At 57.6% G+C, this 20,016-nt stretch carries 22 protein-coding genes; 11 read left to right on the plus strand and 11 right to left on the minus strand.

Annotated elements, in window-relative coordinates; translation table 11 throughout:
* Window positions 1-86 precede the first annotated feature (86 nt).
* The 4 genes from FKW19_RS02985 to gmk all read right to left on the minus strand — a co-directional run bounded on the left by FKW19_RS02985 (window position 87) and on the right by gmk (window position 4,935).
* Window positions 87-1,589, minus strand: a complete 1,503-nt coding sequence (locus tag FKW19_RS02985; protein ID WP_035354090.1) for a replicative DNA helicase — start codon at window positions 1,587-1,589, stop codon at window positions 87-89.
* Window positions 1,590-1,661: 72 nt separating this feature from the next.
* Window positions 1,662-2,846, minus strand: coding sequence for an AGE family epimerase/isomerase (locus FKW19_RS02990; protein WP_089178712.1), 1,185 nt, complete (start codon window positions 2,844-2,846; stop codon window positions 1,662-1,664).
* Entirely contained in the window at window positions 2,843-4,276 is a 1,434-nt protein-coding gene (hldE, locus tag FKW19_RS02995; RefSeq protein WP_063353701.1) for a bifunctional D-glycero-beta-D-manno-heptose-7-phosphate kinase/D-glycero-beta-D-manno-heptose 1-phosphate adenylyltransferase HldE, read from the minus strand. Before hldE ends, FKW19_RS02990 begins: the two co-directional genes overlap by 4 nt.
* A 5-nt stretch (window positions 4,277-4,281) precedes the next feature.
* Window positions 4,282-4,935: a guanylate kinase gene (gene gmk, locus FKW19_RS03000; protein ID WP_063353700.1), complete on the minus strand. Its 654-nt coding sequence runs from the start codon at window positions 4,933-4,935 to the stop codon at window positions 4,282-4,284.
* A gap of 99 nt (window positions 4,936-5,034) precedes the next feature.
* On the opposite strand from gmk, the gene FKW19_RS03005 reads away from it, so the two are divergent.
* Window positions 5,035-5,853 carry an SDR family oxidoreductase gene (locus FKW19_RS03005; RefSeq protein ID WP_162870721.1) on the plus strand — a complete coding sequence of 273 codons (819 nt, stop codon included), beginning with the start codon at window positions 5,035-5,037 and terminating at the stop codon, window positions 5,851-5,853.
* Between the two features lie 50 nt (window positions 5,854-5,903).
* Window positions 5,904-7,256: a cytosine permease gene (locus FKW19_RS03010; RefSeq protein ID WP_089178711.1), complete on the plus strand. Its 1,353-nt coding sequence runs from the start codon at window positions 5,904-5,906 to the stop codon at window positions 7,254-7,256.
* Here the strand turns inward: FKW19_RS03010 and rlmB are convergent.
* On the minus strand, window positions 7,190-8,032 hold the full coding sequence (gene rlmB, locus FKW19_RS03015; RefSeq protein WP_035354270.1) for a 23S rRNA (guanosine(2251)-2'-O)-methyltransferase RlmB: 843 nt from the start codon (window positions 8,030-8,032) through the stop codon (window positions 7,190-7,192). The two genes, FKW19_RS03010 and rlmB, sit on opposite strands and share 67 nt — an antisense overlap.
* Before the next feature lie 205 nt (window positions 8,033-8,237).
* Here rlmB and FKW19_RS03020 point away from each other — a divergent pair, with 205 nt between their 5' ends.
* Genes FKW19_RS03020 through lptB form a run of 5 tightly spaced genes read left to right on the plus strand, consistent with a single transcriptional unit; the run spans window position 8,238 to window position 12,618 of the window.
* A complete protein-coding gene (locus FKW19_RS03020; protein ID WP_035354091.1) occupies window positions 8,238-8,891 on the plus strand; it encodes a ribonuclease D in 654 nt (217 codons plus the stop codon).
* Window positions 8,892-8,938: 47 nt separating this feature from the next.
* Entirely contained in the window at window positions 8,939-9,952 is a 1,014-nt protein-coding gene (locus tag FKW19_RS03025) for an SIS domain-containing protein (protein ID WP_006116320.1), read from the plus strand.
* On the plus strand, window positions 9,949-10,686 hold the full coding sequence (gene lptC / locus FKW19_RS03030; RefSeq protein ID WP_019089779.1) for an LPS export ABC transporter periplasmic protein LptC: 738 nt from the start codon (window positions 9,949-9,951) through the stop codon (window positions 10,684-10,686). Before FKW19_RS03025 ends, lptC begins: the two co-directional genes overlap by 4 nt.
* A gap of 1 nt (window position 10,687) precedes the next feature.
* Window positions 10,688-11,788, plus strand: coding sequence for an LptA/OstA family protein (locus tag FKW19_RS03035; protein ID WP_089178710.1), 1,101 nt, complete (start codon window positions 10,688-10,690; stop codon window positions 11,786-11,788).
* 2 nt (window positions 11,789-11,790) lie between these two features.
* On the plus strand, window positions 11,791-12,618 hold the full coding sequence (gene lptB, locus FKW19_RS03040; protein WP_006116323.1) for an LPS export ABC transporter ATP-binding protein: 828 nt from the start codon (window positions 11,791-11,793) through the stop codon (window positions 12,616-12,618).
* Here the strand turns inward: lptB and FKW19_RS03045 are convergent.
* A complete protein-coding gene (locus FKW19_RS03045) occupies window positions 12,615-13,463 on the minus strand; it encodes an MOSC domain-containing protein (RefSeq protein ID WP_089178709.1) in 849 nt (282 codons plus the stop codon). The two genes, lptB and FKW19_RS03045, sit on opposite strands and share 4 nt — an antisense overlap.
* 33 nt (window positions 13,464-13,496) lie before the next feature.
* The gene (locus FKW19_RS03050) at window positions 13,497-13,799 is read right to left on the minus strand and encodes a hypothetical protein (protein ID WP_006116325.1); all 303 of its coding nucleotides are present in this window, start codon (window positions 13,797-13,799) and stop codon (window positions 13,497-13,499) included.
* Window positions 13,800-14,135: 336 nt separating this feature from the next.
* Here FKW19_RS03050 and hpf point away from each other — a divergent pair, with 336 nt between their 5' ends.
* Window positions 14,136-14,756, plus strand: a complete 621-nt coding sequence (hpf, locus tag FKW19_RS03055) for a ribosome hibernation-promoting factor, HPF/YfiA family (protein ID WP_089178708.1) — start codon at window positions 14,136-14,138, stop codon at window positions 14,754-14,756.
* 90 nt (window positions 14,757-14,846) lie between these two features.
* Here the strand turns inward: hpf and FKW19_RS03060 are convergent, their stop codons facing one another.
* Window positions 14,847-15,113: a hypothetical protein gene (locus tag FKW19_RS03060; protein WP_006116328.1), complete on the minus strand. Its 267-nt coding sequence runs from the start codon at window positions 15,111-15,113 to the stop codon at window positions 14,847-14,849.
* A gap of 18 nt (window positions 15,114-15,131) precedes the next feature.
* Window positions 15,132-15,641: an Hsp20 family protein gene (locus FKW19_RS03065; protein ID WP_006116329.1), complete on the minus strand. Its 510-nt coding sequence runs from the start codon at window positions 15,639-15,641 to the stop codon at window positions 15,132-15,134.
* Between the two features lie 238 nt (window positions 15,642-15,879).
* Here FKW19_RS03065 and def point away from each other — a divergent pair, with 238 nt between their 5' ends.
* The 3 genes from def to truA are packed head-to-tail and all read left to right on the plus strand — an operon-like array spanning window position 15,880 to window position 18,183.
* Window positions 15,880-16,440: a peptide deformylase gene (def, locus tag FKW19_RS03075; RefSeq protein WP_035354273.1), complete on the plus strand. Its 561-nt coding sequence runs from the start codon at window positions 15,880-15,882 to the stop codon at window positions 16,438-16,440.
* Between the two features lie 19 nt (window positions 16,441-16,459).
* Window positions 16,460-17,398 (plus strand): methionyl-tRNA formyltransferase, encoded by a 939-nt coding sequence (fmt, locus tag FKW19_RS03080; protein WP_089178707.1) that lies wholly within the window; start codon window positions 16,460-16,462, stop codon window positions 17,396-17,398.
* Window positions 17,395-18,183, plus strand: coding sequence for a tRNA pseudouridine(38-40) synthase TruA (truA, locus tag FKW19_RS03085; RefSeq protein WP_089178706.1), 789 nt, complete (start codon window positions 17,395-17,397; stop codon window positions 18,181-18,183). The genes fmt and truA overlap by 4 nt, the downstream gene beginning before the upstream one ends.
* Before the next feature lie 24 nt (window positions 18,184-18,207).
* On the opposite strand, the gene FKW19_RS03090 is transcribed toward truA, so the two are convergent.
* Together FKW19_RS03090 and dapE are read right to left on the minus strand one after the other, a co-directional pair.
* Window positions 18,208-18,831 (minus strand): hypothetical protein, encoded by a 624-nt coding sequence (locus FKW19_RS03090; protein ID WP_035354101.1) that lies wholly within the window; start codon window positions 18,829-18,831, stop codon window positions 18,208-18,210.
* Window positions 18,828-20,003 (minus strand): succinyl-diaminopimelate desuccinylase, encoded by a 1,176-nt coding sequence (dapE, locus tag FKW19_RS03095; protein WP_006116334.1) that lies wholly within the window; start codon window positions 20,001-20,003, stop codon window positions 18,828-18,830. Before dapE ends, FKW19_RS03090 begins: the two co-directional genes overlap by 4 nt.
* Window positions 20,004-20,016 lie beyond the last annotated feature (13 nt).

Genomic DNA, 20,016 nt, shown 5'->3' on the forward strand with positions numbered 1-20,016 from the left:
ACAAGCGTGAGAACTTTTTAAAGTTACGTGGATATTAGAAAGTTTTTACTAAAAAGGCCCCAGCATGCGGGGCCTTTTTAACAGGTTTAATGATCCTGATGAATGGTATCCAAATCTGCAAAGCGCGTGTATTCGCCTTCGAAAAACAGATTGATGGTACCCGTGGGGCCATGACGCTGCTTTTCCAAAATAAGCTCGGCTTTGTTATGCACCAAGCTCATCTTGCGCTGCCATTCATCCATCGCCACGGAGTATTTCTCCATAGATTCAAAAGCTGTTTCCTTGGGCATACGCTGTTGCAGGTAATATTCATCACGGTACACAAACATCACCGCATCGGCGTCCTGCTCAATAGATCCGGATTCACGCAAATCCGACAGCATGGGCCGCTTGTCTTCTCGGCTTTCCACCTGACGAGAAAGCTGGGAAAGCGCAATAACTGGCACTTCCAGTTCCTTGGCAATGGCTTTAAGCCCCTGCGTGATCATGGAAATTTCCAACACACGGCTTTCTGGGCGGGTGCCAACAGATGGCCGCATAAGCTGGAGGTAATCCACCACCACAAGGCACAGGCCCTGCGTACGCTTTAACCTACGGCAGCGCGTGCGCATGGCGGAAAGGGAAATAGCTGGCGTATCATCAATCACCAACGGCAGACGGGCCAGTTCATGGCTGACACGCACAAAGCGGTCAAACTCCTTCTGCCCAATATCACCACGGCGGATACGCTCGCCCGAAACCTCGGCCTGTTCAGACAAAATACGGGTAGCCAACTGCTCTGCCGACATTTCGAGCGAGAAAATAGCCACCGCCCCTTTGGGCTTTTCTCCTGTTTCCTCGGCATCATCCATAATGGCGCGTGCGGCGGAAAAGGCCATTTTAGTTGCCAGCGCCGTTTTCCCCATAGCAGGACGCCCGGCCAGAATCAGCAAGTCCGATGGATGCAGCCCACCTGTTTTTTTATCCAGATCGCGCAAGCCAGATGTCAGGCCTGTAACGTGGCCTTCATTCTGGAAGGCTTGGGCTGCAACAGAAATGGCCCCGCTCAGCGCCTTGTTGAAGGATACAAAATCCCCTTCATTGCCTTTTTCCGTTGCCAGTTTGAACAGGGCTTCTTCCCCTGCCTCAATCTGATCCTGCCCGGAAAGGCCCATGGTGGTGCCAAACGCGCTGTTCACCACGTTTTCACCAATATCAATGAGCTGGCGGCGGATCCATGCATCATGAATGGTGCGGCCGTAATCCCCGGCGTTGATAATCCCGACCATAGAGGACAGCAGCTTGGCCATATAGGCCATACCGCCCACACTGGCCAAAATGCCGGAATGCTCCAGCTCGGCCCGCATGGTAACGGGGTCTGCCAACTGGCCGTTTTCTATGCGCCGGGCAATGGCTTCATAAATCTGGCCATTCACGCGGTTGGCAAAATGCTCACCGGCCAAAAAGTCCGAAACACGATCATAGGCGCGGTTGTTGGTCAGCAACGCGCCAAGCAGCGCCTGTTCGGCCTCCACATTGGCCGGGGGCTGCCGAAGGGTAAGGGCCAGAAGGCTTTCGTCCTTCTGGCTGGGGGTATCTGTTGTTGTCATGCTCACAACACCGCTTGTATCAGATTCGCGCTGCTACGTCCTGCTTACACGCACATTTCCGCACAGCGTTTTTTAGGCCGATGGCACGTAGGCCTGTGCTGCCTGATCTAACGCATCATACGCCGTTACAATATGATAAAGCGAGCTACTTGGTATTTGCATAACGGCAGGCACGCCCTGTGCGTCCAGTTGATCCAGCCATGTGCCCGTGGGGCAGCCCGTAAAATACCGATCAAGCAGATTAGTGGCCATACGCGTAGCCCAACCTGCTTGATCCTGCGGATCATGGCACAGCGCGCCACGCAAGGCCTCGCCTTGCACCCAAAGGCGGAAGGTGGGTTTAAGCACCTGCCCGTTCCGCGCAACGGCATCGCGCACCAATGCTGTTTGGGTATCTACACCATATTGATGTGCAAAATGGTATAAGCGTGCGGCCTGCGCGGTAGTATCTACACCACTTTGACGGGCATAAGCCTGCAACAGCCAAACCCATTCAAAATGATGCCCCGGCTCGCACCACTGGCCTTCTGGCCCTGTGGCGGGTTGCCAGTCTGGCCCAAAATATTCGCCCAATGTGCCGGTGCGTTCATCCATAAAGTATTGGCTGAATAGCGCATATAACGCATGGGCCTGCGCCAGATCTGCGGCATCACCTGTGGTTTCATGCAGGGCAAGAACAGCTTCCAGCAAGTGCATATGGGGGTTTTGCTGCCGCCATGCACCATCGGCAGGCAGGGCATTCATAAACCCGCCGTTTGGCAGCGCCATAGCCTGCCCCAGCCACGCAAGCGTTTGCCGCGCCAATTCTACTGCCCGGCCTGTGCGTTCCACCCGGCCATACCATGCCAGTGCAAACAGCACGAAAGCGATATCGTACAAATCTGCACTGTCATCCAGCACCGCGCCATCACGCGCCAGAAGCTTAACCCATCCGCCATCTGGCCTATGGGCATTGAGCAGAAACCTGAAAAGACTTTCCGCCCGTTGCGCCGCTGGCTGCCAGCCTTTTAACGCAGCCCAAGAAAACACAAAAAGCTGCCGCGCCTGCACCCTTACACGCTTGTATGGCGGCAAGGCTGGCGTGCCCTGTAAGGTCAGACACTCCTGCGCCCCCAAAGCCGCCGGGTTTTGGGGCGTGCCATCACAGCCTGTGCTGGCCCAGAAAGGCAAGGCATCATCAAACAGCCAACGCGCAAAGCGATTGCGCACGGCAATAAGCGGCAGATTTTCTGCGCCGGGCAGGTCATGCACTGTCATGCCTTGCGAATCCGCCCGATTGTAGATGTGGTGGAATGCCCTTGCTGCAAATTGGCCAGCACCAGCTTGCCCCCTGCGGCCTGCACAATATCCGCCCCCACAACCTGTTCGGGCCGGTAATCCGCCCCTTTTACCAGCACATCTGGCATAAGGGCGCGGATAAGCTCCAGCGGCGTATCTTCATCAAACGCCACCACGGCATCTACATAACGGATAGCCGCCATAACAGCCGCGCGAGATTCCAGTGAATTAACAGGCCGTGTTTCACCTTTCAGGCGGCGGACGCTGGCATCTGTGTTCAACGCCACCACCAGCCTGTCACACGCGCTCCGGGCTTCTGCCAGCAAGCTGATATGGCCGGGATGGATGATATCAAAACATCCGTTGGTAAAACCCACACGCAGGCCGCGTGCCTGCCAGCGCGCCACCTGTGCGCAAGCGACCCCTAGTGGCATCAGGTGGGGCACTTCATCCGGGCCGGATTGTTCTTCCAGCTCGTGCAGAACTTCCTGAATATCAGCCGTGGCCGTGCCCAGCTTGCCCACCACCACGCCAGCCGCCGCATTGGCAACGCGCATGCCTTGCTCGAACGACATACCCGCACCAACAGCCAACGCCATAGTGGCAATAACGGTATCTCCCGCGCCGGAAACATCAAACACTTCCCGCGCACGGGCAGGCACTGCCAGCACCTCGCCCTCGCGCCTTACCAGCATCATGCCTTTTTCAGAACGGGTGGCCAAAATAGCCTGCGCATCGGCCTGCGCCATCACCTTGCTGGCGGCGGCCTCTACGTGCGCTGCGGTATCCACCGGCATGCCAGAGGCTGCGGCCAGCTCCTTGGCGTTGGGGGTAATGCAGGTGGCACCTTTGTAAAGTGTGTAATCGGTGGATTTGGGATCTACAAAAACAGGCACGCCAGCTTGCCGCGCCACACGGAACAGATGAGACAGCACGATTGGGCTGCACACACCTTTACCGTAATCAGACACCACCACTGCCTGACAGCCCCCGATATGTGCATCAATCTGGCGGCACAGGGCTTCTTGCTCGGGTTCCGCCATTGGCGCGTGGCTTTCTTCATCCACCCGCACAACCTGCTGATGCGCGGCAATAAAGCGCGTTTTGCAAATTGTGGGCCGGGCCGCACTTTGCACTGTAGCATCCACCAGCCGTTTTTTTTCCGCCAACGTGGTGCGCAGGCAGGCTCCGGCCTCATCCTGACCGCTCAGCCCCACCAGAATGGCCCGCCCCCCAAGCGAGATAATGTTGCTGGCCACATTACCGGCCCCTCCGGGCATTTCCCGCCGGGAATCGAGCAACAACACAGGCACCGGGGCTTCGGGCGAAATCCGATCCATGCTGCCGTATAAAAAACGGTCCAGCATGACATCACCCAAGCACAGCACGGTAATGGCAGAAAAATCCATGCTGTTCAGGCTCCAAAACTGGCAACAAAATCTAAAAGCCCTGTGCGCCTGCGGGTTTGCAAGCGTGCCGCCACCAGCACAGCGCGCGCTTCTGTAATGGCACGATCCAGATCCGTATTGATAATAACGTGATCAAACTCCTGCCAATGCGAGATTTCATCCCGCGCGGCGGCCATGCGGCGGGCAATTTCATCCGGGTGGTCTGATGCCCGGCCACGCAGGCGGCGTTCCAGTTCCTCTAATGATGGCGGCAGCACAAACAGGCTCACCACATCATCGGGCAGCGCGCGGCGGATTTGCTGGTGGCCCTGCCAGTCTATGTCAAACACCATATCGTGCCCGGCGGCCAATGCGGCTTCCACCGGCGCACGGGGGGTGCCGTACCCACGGCCAAACACGGTGGCCCATTCCAGCAGTTCCCCGTTGGCGGCCATGTGCTCAAAATTTTCCATGGTGCGGAAGTGGTAATGCACGCCTTCCTTTTCCCCCGGCCTTGGCTGGCGGGTGGTAACGGAAACCGAATGCTTGAGCGCAGGCTCCGAAGCACGCAGTGCATTGGCAATGGTGGACTTACCCGCCCCAGATGGCGCAGAAATAACCAGGCACACACCGCGCCGCTGTTCTGCTCCGTTATGGTGACCCTGTGCGTTGTGCGCCATGCTGCCTTCCCTGCGTGTTCTGTCTATCCGTCTTGCGCCTTCATGCCAGAAGCCGCCATGCTATGCCATAACCACCATAAGCAAAGGCCGATCTGTAAGATGAAGCATGATACCGTTCTGATTACTGGCGCATCCTCCGGCCTTGGGCAAACACTGGCCCAAACGCTGGCCCGGCCTGGGCGCACCCTTTATCTGGGCGGGCGCAACGTACAACGGCTGAAAGAAACCGCCAAAGCCTGCATTAGCCGAGGGGCCTCCGTGCATTTGCATATTGGTGATGTGGCAAACCGTGCAGAAATGGAGACATGGATCCGCAGCACAAATGGGCTGGATCTGGTTTTAGCCTGTGCAGGCATAACGGGCGGCACCCGCAAGCCGCAAACGCCCGATGGCGCACCGTATGAACCTGCGGCACAGGTTTATCGTATTTTTGAAACAGACATGATAGGCGTGCTCAACACCGTGCTGCCTGCGCTGGATGTCATGCAGCATCAACCGCGCGGAGCCGATGGCATGCGCGGGCGTATTTGCGCCATTTCTTCCGTTGCGGGCGTGGTATCTTATCCCGGCACGCCCTCTTATTCCGCAGCCAAAGCGGCAGTGGACAGGTTTATGGTGGCCACGGGTGGTGATGCCAAAAAGGCTGGTATCTTATTAAGCTCTGTTGTGTGCGGGTTTTTAGATACCCCTATGGTGGCCAAAAACGCCTTTCCCATGCCGGGTCTTACAGATGTTAACAGTGCGTGCCGCCGCATTTTGCGTGGGCTGAGCCGGAATGAGCGGCGCATTACTTTTCCGCTATGGCTGGTGGCGGGCTCCCGCTTTATGGATCTGCTCCCCATCCGGGTGGCAGAGTTCTATTACAACAATCAGCCTACAGGGGCCGCAGGGTCCATGCCCGAACCTGATCTTTCATGATACTGTAGCGCCACCCCCACCACAGCCCCACGCCACAGGATACGCTACCCATGATACAGACACCCCCTTCAGCCCCCCAAACTGGTGGCCTGATGGAGGATCTTTCCGCCGCATCTGTAAGAGAACCCGTTCCGGCGCCGCTAAAAACCATGCCGACCGACCGGGTGTTCTGGAGCCATTTTTCCCCCAATCTTGGCCCCGGCGGCTGGGTAACCGGGGCATTGCTTACAGGCATGGGGCTGGACTTTCGTACAGGTGTGGCCGCCATTATTGTTGGCAACATTATTGGCGCATTACCTGTGGCCCTTGCCGCCGCCATTGGCCCCAAAACCGGGCTAACACAAATGGAGGCTTCTCGCCGGGCCTTGGGGCAAAAAGGCCTGCGCCCTCCGGCGTTTCTAAACTGGATTTATTGCGTGGGGTGGGATGCGGTTAATAACGTGCCCGCCGCTACAGCCCTTATGGCGCTGCTGCTGTTGGCTGGGCTTTCCATGCCGTTCTGGCTGGCTTTGGGCATACTGGCCAGTATTCAGATGGTGGCTTCCATTTACGGGCACCATGTGGTGCAGGCCTTGCAGAAATATCTGGGCACAGTGCTGCTCGTGGTGTTTACGCTTATTGGCGTTGTGTTTGCCATAAAAGGGCAGGCTCCTCTGGCGGCGCATCATGCCGTCAGTTTTTCCACCTTTTTGTTGGCAACTGGCGTGTTGGTCAGCTTCAATTTGTCCTGGGCTTCGTATTCCTCAGATTACACGCGGTATCTGCCCGCCAATACCAGCCCCAAAAAGGTGGTGTTGCTGGCGCTGGCAGGGCTTTTGGGTTCTGCCATTCCGTTCCAGATTCTGGGGCTTATTTCTGCCGGGTCTGTGGCGGAGGCATCCCCCACAGCGGTTATTGCCTCGCTCCAGCAGGCCATGGGGCCGCTTGGGGCTGTGGCTCTTGGGGCTATTGCGCTTTCATCCATTACCGGCAATTCGTTTAACGATAATACTGCCAGCTACAGCCTTATTTCCGCTGGCCTGCATGTACCGCGTATTGCCGCAGCCATTCTTACAGCCAGCCTTGGTTATGTGCTGGCTGTGGCCGGTGCAGGCCGTTACACCACGCTTTATACAGATTACCTGCTGGTAACCATGTACTGGATTGCCCCGTGGATCGGCATTGTGCTGGCAGATTGGTATTTTGGAGACCGCACAGTGCACCCCATTCCACCGGGTTGGACACGTGGAGCTACCATTTTTGCCGTTGTATCCGTGCTGACCATTGCGCTGTTTTCAACCAGCAGCCTTTACACCGGCCCCGTAGCGCGCTGGCTGGGCGGGGCCGATATTGGCTATTACGTCGGCTTTTTTGCCGCGGCTTTTTGGTACGCGCTGGGCATGCCACGGCGCATCAGCTCATAAAGCCCCACAGCGGCCGCTACAGATACGTTCAGGCTTTCCATTTCTCCGGGCATGTAAAGCCCGGCAATTTCATCACAGCTTTCCCGCGTTAGGCGGCGCAGGCCCTTGCCTTCCGCCCCCAACACCAAGGCCACGCGGCGGCCATCAAAACTTGCGCCATCCAGCGTGGTGCCGCCTGCATCCAGCCCTACTGTCCAGCAGCCTGCCTTTTGCAACTGCTCAATCGCGCGGGAGAGGTTGACCTCACGCACCATAGGCACGGTTTCCAACGCACCAGATGCGGCCTTGGCCAGCACAGCCGTTTCTTCTGGCGCGTTTCTGTCCTGCACCACAAGGCAGGCCGCACCAAATGCCGCAGCCGAGCGTAAAATAGCCCCAATGTTGCGTGGGTCTGTTACCTGATCCAGCACCAGCACCGGGCCGGGGCGTTCCAGCGCTTCATCCAGCGGCATGGGGGGCAATATACGCGCCAGCAGCGCCACACCCTGATGCACCGCATCTGGCCCTAACAGATCATCCAGCCGTTGGCGTTGCACCAGTTCCGGGGTTACGCGCACATTTCGGCCAGAACGTGTGGCTTCTTCCAATGCCGGGTGGTTTTCTTCCGTTACCAGCAGGCGTTCATATACACGGCGCGGATTATTAAGGGCGGCGGCCACTGCGTGCGTGCCAAACAGCCAGCATGTGCCCGCCGGAGCCGAAGGCGCGCCTTCCCGCCCACCAGCAGAAGAAACACGAGGGCGCCGCGCAGAACGGCCATGACGAGGTTGACGCATAAACACACAGTTCCGGGTTATTATAGAGTGTAACAGATAAGGCCCTTCTAGCGCATTCCGCCTGCCTGCGCCTATCCCGCATATAAATGTGCGGCCCCGCCATAACAGCGCCATACACAACGTGCAGGAATGGACATTCCATCACGCCGGCTGTATCGGTCTGAAACACAACAGCATACAGCAACAGAACACGCAGGAGCGGGTTATGACCTCTGCCCCATCCGAAGGTGCCATTACACTGCACCGGAACGATCTTCCAGACAACGTGACCTTTACCGGGTCCGTGGCCGTGGATACGGAAACAATGGGCCTGAACCCGCATCGGGATAGACTGTGCCTTGTGCAGCTTTCTGCCGGTGATGGCACAGCGCATCTGGTACAGATCATCCCCACCTCCCTTGGGGGCAAAGGGTATGATTGCCCCAACCTCAAGCGTGTGATGGCTGATCCCTCCATTACCAAGATCATGCATTTTGCACGGTTTGACGTTGCCATCCTGCAGCACGCGCTGGGCATTACCGTAAGCCCGGTGGTGTGCACCAAAATTGCCGCCCGCCTTGTACGCACCTTTACAGACCGCCACGGCCTTGCCGCCCTGTGCCGGGATATGCTGGGGGTAGAACTCAGCAAACAGCAGCAGACATCAGACTGGGGCGCGCTGGAACTTAAACCCGAACAGTTGGCTTATGCTGCATCTGATGTGCTGTATCTGCACGCATTGTGGGATAAAATGTCCGCCCTGCTGGATCGTGAAGGCCGGCGTGAACTGGCACAGGCATGCTATGACTTCCTGCCCGCCCGCGCACGTCTGGATCTGCTGGGCTATGAAGACCCGGATATTTTCTCTCATCGCGCGTAAGCACGCGCTCCTGCATTCCTTTTTCTGATCAACCGGATCGGCTCGGCATGAACATGTCCACCCATATCAGCTCGCAGGCTTCCTCTTCCCCCGGCGTAGAGGCGGCTGACGTTGTACGTACGGAACGTGCAGGGCTGGATGCACTGGCAGAAGCACTGGAAAACCCCGTTGGGTTGGGTGGTGCCTTTGCTGAAGCGGTAGAGATAATTCTGGCGCTGCCGGGCCGGGTAGTTGTAACCGGCATTGGCAAATCCGGCCATATTGCCCGCAAGGTGCAGGCTACATTGGCCAGCACAGGCACGCCCGCCATATTTGTGCACCCAGCAGAAGCCTCTCACGGTGATCTGGGAATGGTGCAAAAAGGTGATGCCGTTCTGGCTTTTTCCAATTCCGGTGAAACAACGGAACTGGGAGACATTGCCGCCCACGCCCGCCGCTCGGGCCTGCCACTGCTGGCCGTAACCAGCCGTGCACATTCCACCTTGGCTTCTGCGGCCACGGTGGCGCTTACGCTGCCATCTTTGCCAGAATCCTGCCCGATGGGGCTGGCCCCCACCACCAGCACCCTTACCCAACTTGCATTTGGTGATGCCTTGGCCGTGGCCCTGCTACGCCAACGTGGTTTTACCGCCACGGATTTTGGCACCTACCACCCCGGCGGCCGCCTTGGCGCACGCCTGCGCACCGTGCGGGAACTGATGCGCACAGATAACGCCATGCCACTGGCCACCCCCAATACCCCCATGCGGGACGTTATTGTGGAAATGACGCACAAGGCGCTAGGATGCGTAGCCATTCTGGGCCAGAATGGCACCTTGGCGGGGCTGATCACGGATGGTGACCTGCGCCGCGCGCTTGATCACGATCTGACGACCACGCTGGCGAAAGATGTCATGAACGATTCACCGCTAACCATAGGGCCGGGAATTTTTGCATCTGAAGCCCTGCGGCTGATGAACGAGCGCAAAAGGCCCATTACATCCCTGTTTGTGCTGGATGATGACCGTAAACCCATAGGCGTTGTGCATGTGCATGACCTGATCCGAGCCGGGGTTGGATGACCAGCCCGGAAGACAAACGCCCGCAACGGGCCGATTTTGCCCGCTCGGAAGAAACCACGCGCCGCCAGCGCGAACGGCTTGCACCTTCCGCCCAGTTGCGCAAACTCCCGGATGCCGCCAAGCTGGCGCGCCGCCGCACTATGCTGCGCTGGGCCAAATGGGTGCTGCCTGCCACGGCTTTGCTGCTGCTGGCCACCATTGCCGTATGGCCCGAAGTAGACAGGCTGCTAAGCGCCAACCAAACCACCATTAAGGAACTGGCCAAGGTTAAGATTGAAAGCGGCAACCTGATAGGCGCTACGTATCGCGGGGTAGATGAACACAACCGCCCCTTTATGATTACGGCGGACAGTGCGCATCAGGTCAATGACAACCGTATGGATCTGATCCGCCCCAAGGCTGATCTGCTCACGCAGGGCGGAAGCTGGCTTTGGGTTGAATCGGAAAAAGGCGTTTACATGCAGCACGCACAGATTCTCGACCTAACCGGAGAAGTAACCCTGTACCGCGATGATGGCCTGATGATGCACAGCCCTGTAGCCGATATTGATGTCAAACGCGGCATTATTGCCTCCGATTCATGGGTGCGGGCAGAAGGGCCTTTTGGCTCGCTTGATGCCAAGGGCTATCTGCTGGCCCAGCATGAAGGCATTGCCCAGTTCCGCGGCCCCGGCCAGTTGATCCTGAATGATGATCGCCACAGTGATTCAGCCCCCAAAGGCAAGGCTTCCTGATATGCGCCGCCTTTTTTCCCGCCCTCGCCCTGCCCTGCGTCTTGCCTCTGCCGTTATGGCGGCATTGCCATGCGCCATGCTGGCCCTTTCTGGCACAGCGCTGGCGCAAGCCATTGATATGTCTCACGGTGGGCAAATTACCGTAACCGCCGCCGGTGGGTTTGACTGGGACCAGAACCAGAAAAAAGTTACCGCCTATGATCAGGCAAAAGCCATCCGTGGGGATGTTACGGTTACGGCAGACAAGCTGATTGCCTATTACCGTAAAAAAGCCCCTGCCCCCGGCGCGCCAGACGCTAACACCCCGGCTGAGGCAAATGGTGCAAAACCGGCAAGCGTGCAGGCCCCGGCAGCCAACGGCGCCACACCGGCCACACCTCCGGCCAGTACAGATCAGCCCCCACCGGCCCCTGCCACCAATGGCAGCGCAGATGCAGGTGGCCAGAAAGCCGCCGGAGGGGATGATCAAGATTCCGGCGCCAACGAAATTTTCCGGCTTGAAGCCATAGGCCACGTACATATCTTCACCCAGACCGATCAGGCATGGGGGGATAAAGCCGTGTACGACATGGATCAGGCCGTGCTTGTCATGACCGGCAAGGCCATGAAGCTGACCACCCCGCAGGATGTGCTGACAGCGCGGGATTCGATGGAATATTATTCGCAGCAGCGTATTTCCATCGGGCGTGGCAACGCTACCGTCACCACGAACGATCAGCGCCAGATCCGGGCTGATGTGTTGGTGGGCTACAGCGCCCCGCCAGATCAGAACGCCCAGCCACAGCAGCAGGCCAGCAACAACAGCAGTTCAGATCCGCTCAGCAGCGGTTCGGGCAAGCTGGAAAAGGTGAACGCCTTTGGCCATGTATGGGTGCACACGCAAACAGAAATCGTAACGGGGGAACGCGGGGTGTATGTGCCTGATACCGGCATTGCCCGCATTGTTGGCAATGTCCATATCACCCGTGGACCAAACCAGATTCAGGGCGCTGCCGCCATTATCAACATGCACACAGGCATAGCCACCATGACAGAACGCCCCGGCAGCCGGGTAAGTGGGTTGGTTGTGCCCAATAACGGCGATACGTCGGACAGGAAATAAGCATGAATCAGGAAGTCACCTGGACGTCGGAAGAAACGGTTCGTGAAGAAGTTGTAGGCGTAGGCGTTGGGCCGGAACCTACTGACATTCATGCCCCGCATCGCCCCGGCCACGGCCTGTACGCACGCGGCATTGGCAAAAGCTATAAAAAGCGCGAGGTGGTGAAAAACGTTTCCATCGAGGTACACCGGGGGGAAGCTGTCGGGCTGCTGGGGCCAAACGGTGCAGGTAAAACCACCAGCTTTTACATGATTGTGGGCCTTGTGCAGCCCGATACCGGCTCCATCACGCTGGACGGGGCGGATATTACGCAGTTACCCATGTATCGGCGCGCCCGGCTGGGCATTGGTTACCTGCCGCAGGAAGCCAGTATTTTCCGTGGCCTGAATGTGGAGCAGAACATTCTGGCCGCCTTGGAAGTGGTAGAGCCAGACCCAGACCAGAGGCAGGTGATGCTGGATGGTCTGTTAAGCGAATTTGGTATCAGCCATCTGCGCCGCTCGCCTTCCCTTGCTCTTTCAGGGGGGGAACGCCGCCGTCTGGAAATTGCACGCGCACTGGCCAGCCAGCCCCATTACATTCTGCTGGATGAACCACTCGCTGGTATTGACCCCATTGCCGTGGGGGAAATTCGTGATCTGGTATCCCACCTCAAAGATCGCGGCATTGGCGTGCTGATTACCGACCATAACGTGCGTGAAACGCTGGAAGTGATTGACCGCGCCTATATCATGCACAGTGGTCAGGTGCTGATGCAGGGTGTGCCAGAAGAAATTGTAGCCCATGAAGATGTGCGCCGCGTGTATCTGGGTGAAAGCTTCTCGCTTTAAGCTTTGGCCATTTGCGCCAACACGTTGGATGGCCCGGAGTCTAATATAGTTACAGGCGCACCCACCTCTATTATGCCGGGCTGTTCTACCACTGCGTTTTGCGCAAACATTATCCCTTTGGCCGTGCGGTGGAACGATGCCAACGTGGCCAGAGGCTCCTTGGGGTAAGGCACTTCTGCTGTGGTCTGATCAATCATTGTCACCACACAGCGCGAACATGGAGCCAGAATACGTAAAATGGCTGTGCCAACACGTATGCGCAGCCAGCCATCCTCGGCCCACGGTGCTGCCCCTTGCACCACAATATTAGGCCGAAACCGCGCCATAGGCACAGCCTGCCCCAAAGGCAAACGCGCGTTTAAATCCGCCAAAGATGCCGTATTAGCCACAAGCAGCGGGTATCCATCTGCAAAGGAAACCGGAACATCTGCCTGATCCAAATGGCGCAGGCGCGCTTGCTGGGGTGTATCCATCCACACCAGCCTGCACGGTTGCGCTAAAGCCTCGGCCAGCCAAACCGCTGCGTCTTTCCCCGCATCCCGTGCCTGCACCGTATCTTTCCATACGGTAACAGAGCGCATGGGCGCGTTGGTATCTGGAAAGCGCACAACGCACGGGGGCATATTGGCCTTGCCCAGTTCCAGCCCTTGTGGCGTAGGCAAAGCAGATATCAGCGCCATATCCCGGCAGGTTCTTTGGGTTATAAACCGGCCTTGTGGATCTGTAATCATCCACCGCCGGTCTGCTTCCAGCCCCCAAGGCCATAATCTGGCTTGGGTGGGAGAAAGCCCGCGCAATCCCTTAACAGGGTAAACATGCACGCCAGCAACGCTTAAATCTGTCATGCAGCAAACTCCCTGTATATCGCCAAACCCTAACTAGCGGCGGTGCCCCGCATGGCGCAGCACCAGCTTTGGGGGTGGAAACTGAACCGGCGCAGGTTGCACAAGCTCTGGTTCAATAGGTGCTGGCGCAGGCGGAATAACCATAGGCAGCTTGATAAAGCGGATAGCAACCCGTGCTGCCGGATTGGGCCGTGGGGCTATTTTTTCATGCGCCAGATGCCATACAAACGCGCCGTACAGCACACCCAGCCCAGCCATGCAGCCCAGCTTAACGCGCACCATCTGCCCGCGGGGCATTTTAGGCATTTCAACCGGCGGAGCAGAGCGCAGCAGCATGGAAAATATACTCTCCTGTCAACAACGGCAGGCAGGCTGCCCCGTATTGTTCTGGCCTTATTGTGTATTGTTAGGCATGGCGGTTTGCCCACTGCAAGCCTGCTAAGTGCTTTTTACGCAGCCATGCAACCGAGAGGCCTAGCCCTGCATTATATTTAAAACAAAGGCATGGACAGCAACCGCCACCCATGCCCAAATGTGAAAGAAGCGTTACAAACACTTCGCGTAACGTAACAAGGCTAACCAGTTGAACCTGATAAAACCCGGTTCTGGTATGGCACCGGTGTTGATTCAGATCTGGAGATTCTGCCACTTAGCAGCAAGGAACGACGTTCTATGCATATTCAGGTTTCAGGTAAACAGATTGATCTGTCCGATGCGCTTAAGCACCGGGTCAATTCCCACCTCGGCAACCTAGCGGAACGATATTTTGACAAAGCCCTGCAAGCACAGGTGACATTCAGCAAGGCGCGTTCGTTCTTTACCTGCGATATTAATGTGCGCACAGGCAGTGGCCTTGTATTGCGCGGTGAAGGCGAAGCCGCAGATGCTAATGGGGCATTTGATGATGCCGCTGAACATATTGCCAAACGCCTGCGCCGGTATAACCGCCGGGTTACATCCCACACACGCGGCGCCCAAAGGCAGGCAACAGCACAAAGCGGTCGCACCTATGTGCTACAACCGCTTAATGAAGATCCGGTGCCATCTGAAGACAGCACAGAAAAACCCGTGCTTTCCACCCAGCCAGAAGGCACGGATACAGAAACTTTTGCCGCCATTATTGCCGAGCAGCCTACGGATATTCCCTTACTAAGCGTTGGCGAGGCCGTTATGCGGCTTGATCTGGCAGGTATTTCCTTCCTGCTGTTCCGTAACGCGGCCAACGAGCAGGTGAGCCTGGTTTACCGGCGGGATGATGGCAATATTGGGTGGATTGATACCAACCCACGCTAAGCCAACAGCGTGATGCGCATAAAAAAGGATCGGCTCATCACCGATCCTTTTTCTATCTGGAAAGACTGAATGGCCCTTGGGCCGCCGCCGCTACTGCAAGCTGGCGGGGATCATATCGTTCTGTACAATTGCGCCCCATGCCGTTTCCAGATCTTCCACCACAGCCAGCAAAGATCCGTCCGCCGCGTAAATGGCGCAACCCACTTCATCATCTTCCATCAGCGCTGGGCGCGTATAGGCAACCTCCCGCAGCCCAAGGGAGCGGAACTGGCTTTCTGAAAGCTGGCGAACATTTGCTGGGCGTTCAGCCGCATGCGGCATAACGGGGGCGCTACCGTTGTAGATGGAACTTTTCATGGCGTCCTCCTTATTGGGTCAGCTTTCATCCACGTCCATCACTGGGCGCAGCATGCGCGATGAGCGGGTTTTAAGCACGCTGCCGCTACCAGCAGCAGGCGCGCGGCCATTTTTTTGCCCACCCTGCACAATTTCAATGCGTTTCACACGCACCTCCGGCTGGGGGCGAAACAGGTCTATATGCAACAGACCGTTATCCAGCCACGCCCCGCCAATTTCTATCCCTTCCGCCAGCACAAATGCTTTTTGGAACTGGCGAGAGGCAATACCTCGGTGCAGAAAAACGCGTTCTTCTCCGTCTTCCATCTGACGACCACGAATAACAAGCTGATTATCTTCCTGCGTAATCTGCAAGTCATCCATTTTAAAGCCTGCTACGGCCAAAGTGATCCGTAGGCCGTTGGGGGCAATCTGCTCAATGTTATAGGGCGGATATCCATCGCCCGATCCCTTGCTGGCGCGTTCAAGCATCTGCTCCAGATGGTCAAACCCTAAAAACATGGGTGAGCCAAACAGTCTTCCAGACATCCAAGCCTCCTCCTTCCTTGAGCGAGACAGAAAAATCAGACCCGTTACAGCATCTGATCTTATCACGATATGGGATAGGCCCGCTGACACGCAACCCCGCCCCCATGCCTGTATCTGGCCAAATGGGGGTATTGGACAACACACTGTGGCGGTGGTGCAACAGGTTTTAAGGCCAGAGGCAGATTTTCCCTGTGTTTTCCTCTGGCATCAGGCGCAGTGGAGCGCTACATCCCGCAGTATGACACACGCAGCCAATACAGACATCTCTTTTTCTGCTGCATCGGATGGCGCAGCACCCCTTCAGATCCTTACGCCGCCGCACCCTGTGCTGCGCCAAAAGGCGCGGCTGGTAAAGCCGGAAGACGTGGCAGACATTCGCAAGATTCTGCCCAACATGTTCTCGGCCATGTATCAGGCCCCCGGCATTGGGCTTGCCGCGCCGCAGGTGGGCCTGAGCCAGCGCTTTCTTCTGGTTGATCTGGGAGAAAAGGATGCGCGGGACCCGATTGTCATGATCAACCCCGAAGTGATTGCAGAAACCGAAGACATGGCCGTGCGGGAAGAAGGCTGCCTTTCCCTGCCCAACCAGTATGCAGAAGTTGTGCGCCCGGAAAAGATTCGCGTGCGCTGGAACAACATCAATGGCGATGTGGTGGAGCGCGAAGCCGAAGGCCTGCTGGCCACCTGCATCCAGCACGAAATAGACCATCTGGAAGGCGTGCTGTTTGTAGACCACCTTTCTGCCCTGCGCCGCAACATGATCCTGCGCCGTCTGGCCAAGGAACTAAAGCGTAAATAAGCCTAAGGGGCCGCCAACCATGCGTCTTGTCTTTATGGGCACGCCGGATTTTTCTGTTCCGGCGCTGCGTGCGCTCCATGCCGCGGGGCATGAAATTGTTGCTGTGTACTGTCAGCCGCCTCGGCCCGCAGGGCGCGGCAAAAAACTTCAGGCTTCCCCCGTGCAGCAAGCGGCGGAAGAACTGGGGCTGCTGGTGCGCTACCCGCTCTCTCTGCGCAAAAATGAGCAAGAATGGGCAGATTTTGCAGCACTACAGGCCGATGCCGCCATTGTGGCCGCCTATGGGCTTATTCTGCCCCAAGCCATGCTAGACGCCCCGCGCCTTGGCTGCCTGAACATTCATGCCAGCTTGCTGCCGCGCTGGCGCGGTGCCTCCCCCATCCAAAGCGCTATTCTGGCTGGAGATACCCAAAGCGGTGTTACCATCATGCAGATGGAAGCCGGGTTAGACACAGGCCCCATGTTGCTGCGTGAAGCCGTGCCCATTACCGCCACCACAACCGCCACCAGCCTGCATGATGCCCTGAGTGCTCTGGGCGCAGATATGGCGCTGCGTGTGCTGGCCGATATGCCCGCCCCAACTCCACAACCAGAAGAAGGCGTAACCTACGCCCCCCGCCTAACGCGTGAGGATGGGCGCATAGACTGGGCCAAAACCGCCACGGAAATAGACCGCCAGATTCGCGCACTTACACCGTGGCCCGGCACCTTCAGCACCCTGCCTGATGGCACGGTGCTGAAAATTGGCGCAGCCACCCCCCTGCCTGATACCAAGCACAGCGCCCAACCCGGCACATTACTGGATGATGCCCTGACCATTGCCTGTGGCAACGGCGCCGTGCGGCTGAACCGCCTGCAAAAACCGGGCCGCGGCATGATGGATGCTGATGCCTTCCTACGTGGCCAGCCTTTGGCCGCTGGCACGCTTTTAGGGGCCAAACAGCCAGACGCCGCATGATGGAAGAAGAACTTGCTCCCGTTCAGCGCTGGGCCGTTAAACTGGAATATGATGGCACCGGCCTTGTGGGCTGGCAACGCCAGAAATCCGGCCTTTCCGTGCAAAGTTTGTTAGAAGCGGCGGCTGCACGGCTGGCCGGTAATCGGCCTGTAAGCAGCATTACCGCCGGGCGTACAGATTCCGGCGTGCATGCGCTGGCACAGGTGGCACATCTGGATTTTCCCACAGATGTGCGTTTCTCCCGCCATTCTGTGCGGGAGGGGCTGAGCTACCACCTCAAACCGCATAACGTGGTGGTGTTGGATGCCGCGCAGGTGGATACTGACTGGAGCGCTCGTTTTTCTGCCACGTGGCGTTCATACCAGTATCGTATCCTCAACCGCAGATCGCGCCCTACCTTGCTGGCAGGCAATGTGTGGCACGTTAAAAGCACGCTGGATGTAGAAAAAATGCAGGAAGCAGCCAATATTCTGGTTGGCCCGCATGATTTCACTTCTTTCCGCGCCGTGGCCTGCCAGGCTCATAGCCCTATGCGTACGCTAGACCAGCTAGATGTTTCCCGCCACGGAGATGAGGTGATTGTTTTTGCCAAGGCCCGTTCCTTTTTGCACCATCAGGTGCGGAACATGGTGGGCACGCTTAAACTTGTGGGGATTGGCGCTTGGCAGCCAGAGCGTGTGGCAGAAGCTCTAGAGGCCCGCAACCGCTGCGCCGCAGGCCCTACCGCCCCGCCAGAGGGGCTTTACCTAAACGGCGTGGGGTATGATCCAGACCCGTTTGATTAAAACAGGTCTGGCACAAAACTTTCTTCAGGAATTGTTCATCACAATCATGGGCTGGAGCAGATCGGTCAGCACCTTGTAATGGGGTGGCAGTAGCGCGGCCAAACCATACAATGCCAGCGTGGCCAGCAGCACAGAGGCATACAGCACAAAGGCACGTCCACCGCTAATGCTTAAGCCCACGCGGGCCACAAACCATTGCAGCCAGAGTTCATACACAGCGGCTGTCATCACCAATGCGGCCATAAAGCCCGGCTGTTGCGCAATGGCAGGAAACAGCAGAGCAGCCAGCAGCGTAGCGGCCAGAGAAATCAGCACCACAACCCAGTTGCACCATGTGGCTGCCGTAATGTAGCGCAGCCATAGCGCCCCACGCCCCCAACGCTGGGCGTAAAAATGAGACACAACAGCAGGCAGCAAGGTAACGCACAAGGAAAGCAGAACCTTGATAAGCGCCATAATCTTGTCGGTCTGGAGGAAGACCTGCAACAGCCCCACCACCAAAAACGCCAACTGCGGTGCAAGTGCTGCGCCAAAAGCATCCAGCGTGCCATCAAAACACGCTATGCCATCTCTGCGCCCACTGGCCAGCAGCAACATGCCCTGCAATGTACGCCGGATAACACCGGGCTTGCTGGTATCGGGAATCATGCCTGCGCTCCTTCCAGAAAAGTCTGATAGATCCGTGTCAGCATTTCCAGATCCGCAATATCCGTGTGTTCATCAACTTTGTGAATACTCGCCCCCACCAGCCCGAATTCAGAAACCGCACAATACCGGCTGATAAAGCGTGCATCCGATGTGCCGCCCCCGGTATCCAGCTTGGGTGTGCGGCCTGTAACCTGCTGAATGGCCTCTACAAGGGCTGTGGTTTCCTGCGTGGGAGACGTAAGGAAAGATTCGCCGCTGATCTTGGTTTCCACGCGGGAACGCGGGGCATGCTGGCGGCAGATAGTTTCCACCCAGCCCTTGAGCGCGGCACCTGTATGCAGATCATTAAACCGAATGTTCAGCCGTGCTTCCGCCCGTGCGGGAATAACATTGGTGGCCCCATTGCCCACATCTACACTGGTAACCTGAAGGCTGGAGGGTTCAAAATACTCGGTGCCGTTATCCAACGGCGTGGCGCGCAAAGCTTCCAGCACGGCCAGCAGACGATGCACCGGGTTATCTGCCCGATGCGGGTAAGCCACATGCCCCTGCGTACCTTCCACCACAATATGCGCGTTCAGGCTGCCACGGCGGCCCACCTTCACCATTTCGCCCAATACCTTGGGGTTGGTGGGTTCACCTACCAGACAGTAATCGGGAATCTGGTTGTGCTGCGCCATCCATTCCAACACCTTTACCGTGCCATAGGTGGCGGGGCCTTCTTCATCCCCGGTTATCAGAAAACTGATGGAGCCTTTGCCCGGCCCTGCGGCCACATGCCGCGCCACGGCAGAGACAAAAGATGCAATGCCGCCCTTCATGTCACACGCGCCGCGGCCATACAGCACGCCATCCACAATATCTGCCGCATAAGGGGGGTAAGACCAATCGGCCTCATCCCCCGGCGGCACCACATCGGTATGGCCCGCATAGCAGATATGGGGGCTGCCCGTGCCCAAACGGGCAAAGAAATTGGGCGTGCGCTCCGCTCCCTCACCAAACGGAAGATGCGTTACCTCAAACCCCAAGCGCTCCAGCATGGCTGCAAGCAGATGCTGAGATGCGCCAGGATCTGGCGAGACAGAAGGCAGACGGATAAGCGCCTGCGCCACTCCAACCGGATCTGTCAGTGCCAGATTGGCCGGAATACTCACCTGCGCTGCGTCCGCCATGCTTTTCTGCCTC

Source organism: Acetobacter sp. DmW_125128 (assembly GCF_008704325.1).
In the GTDB taxonomy this organism is placed as follows: Bacteria; Pseudomonadota; Alphaproteobacteria; order Acetobacterales; family Acetobacteraceae; genus Acetobacter; species Acetobacter oryzifermentans.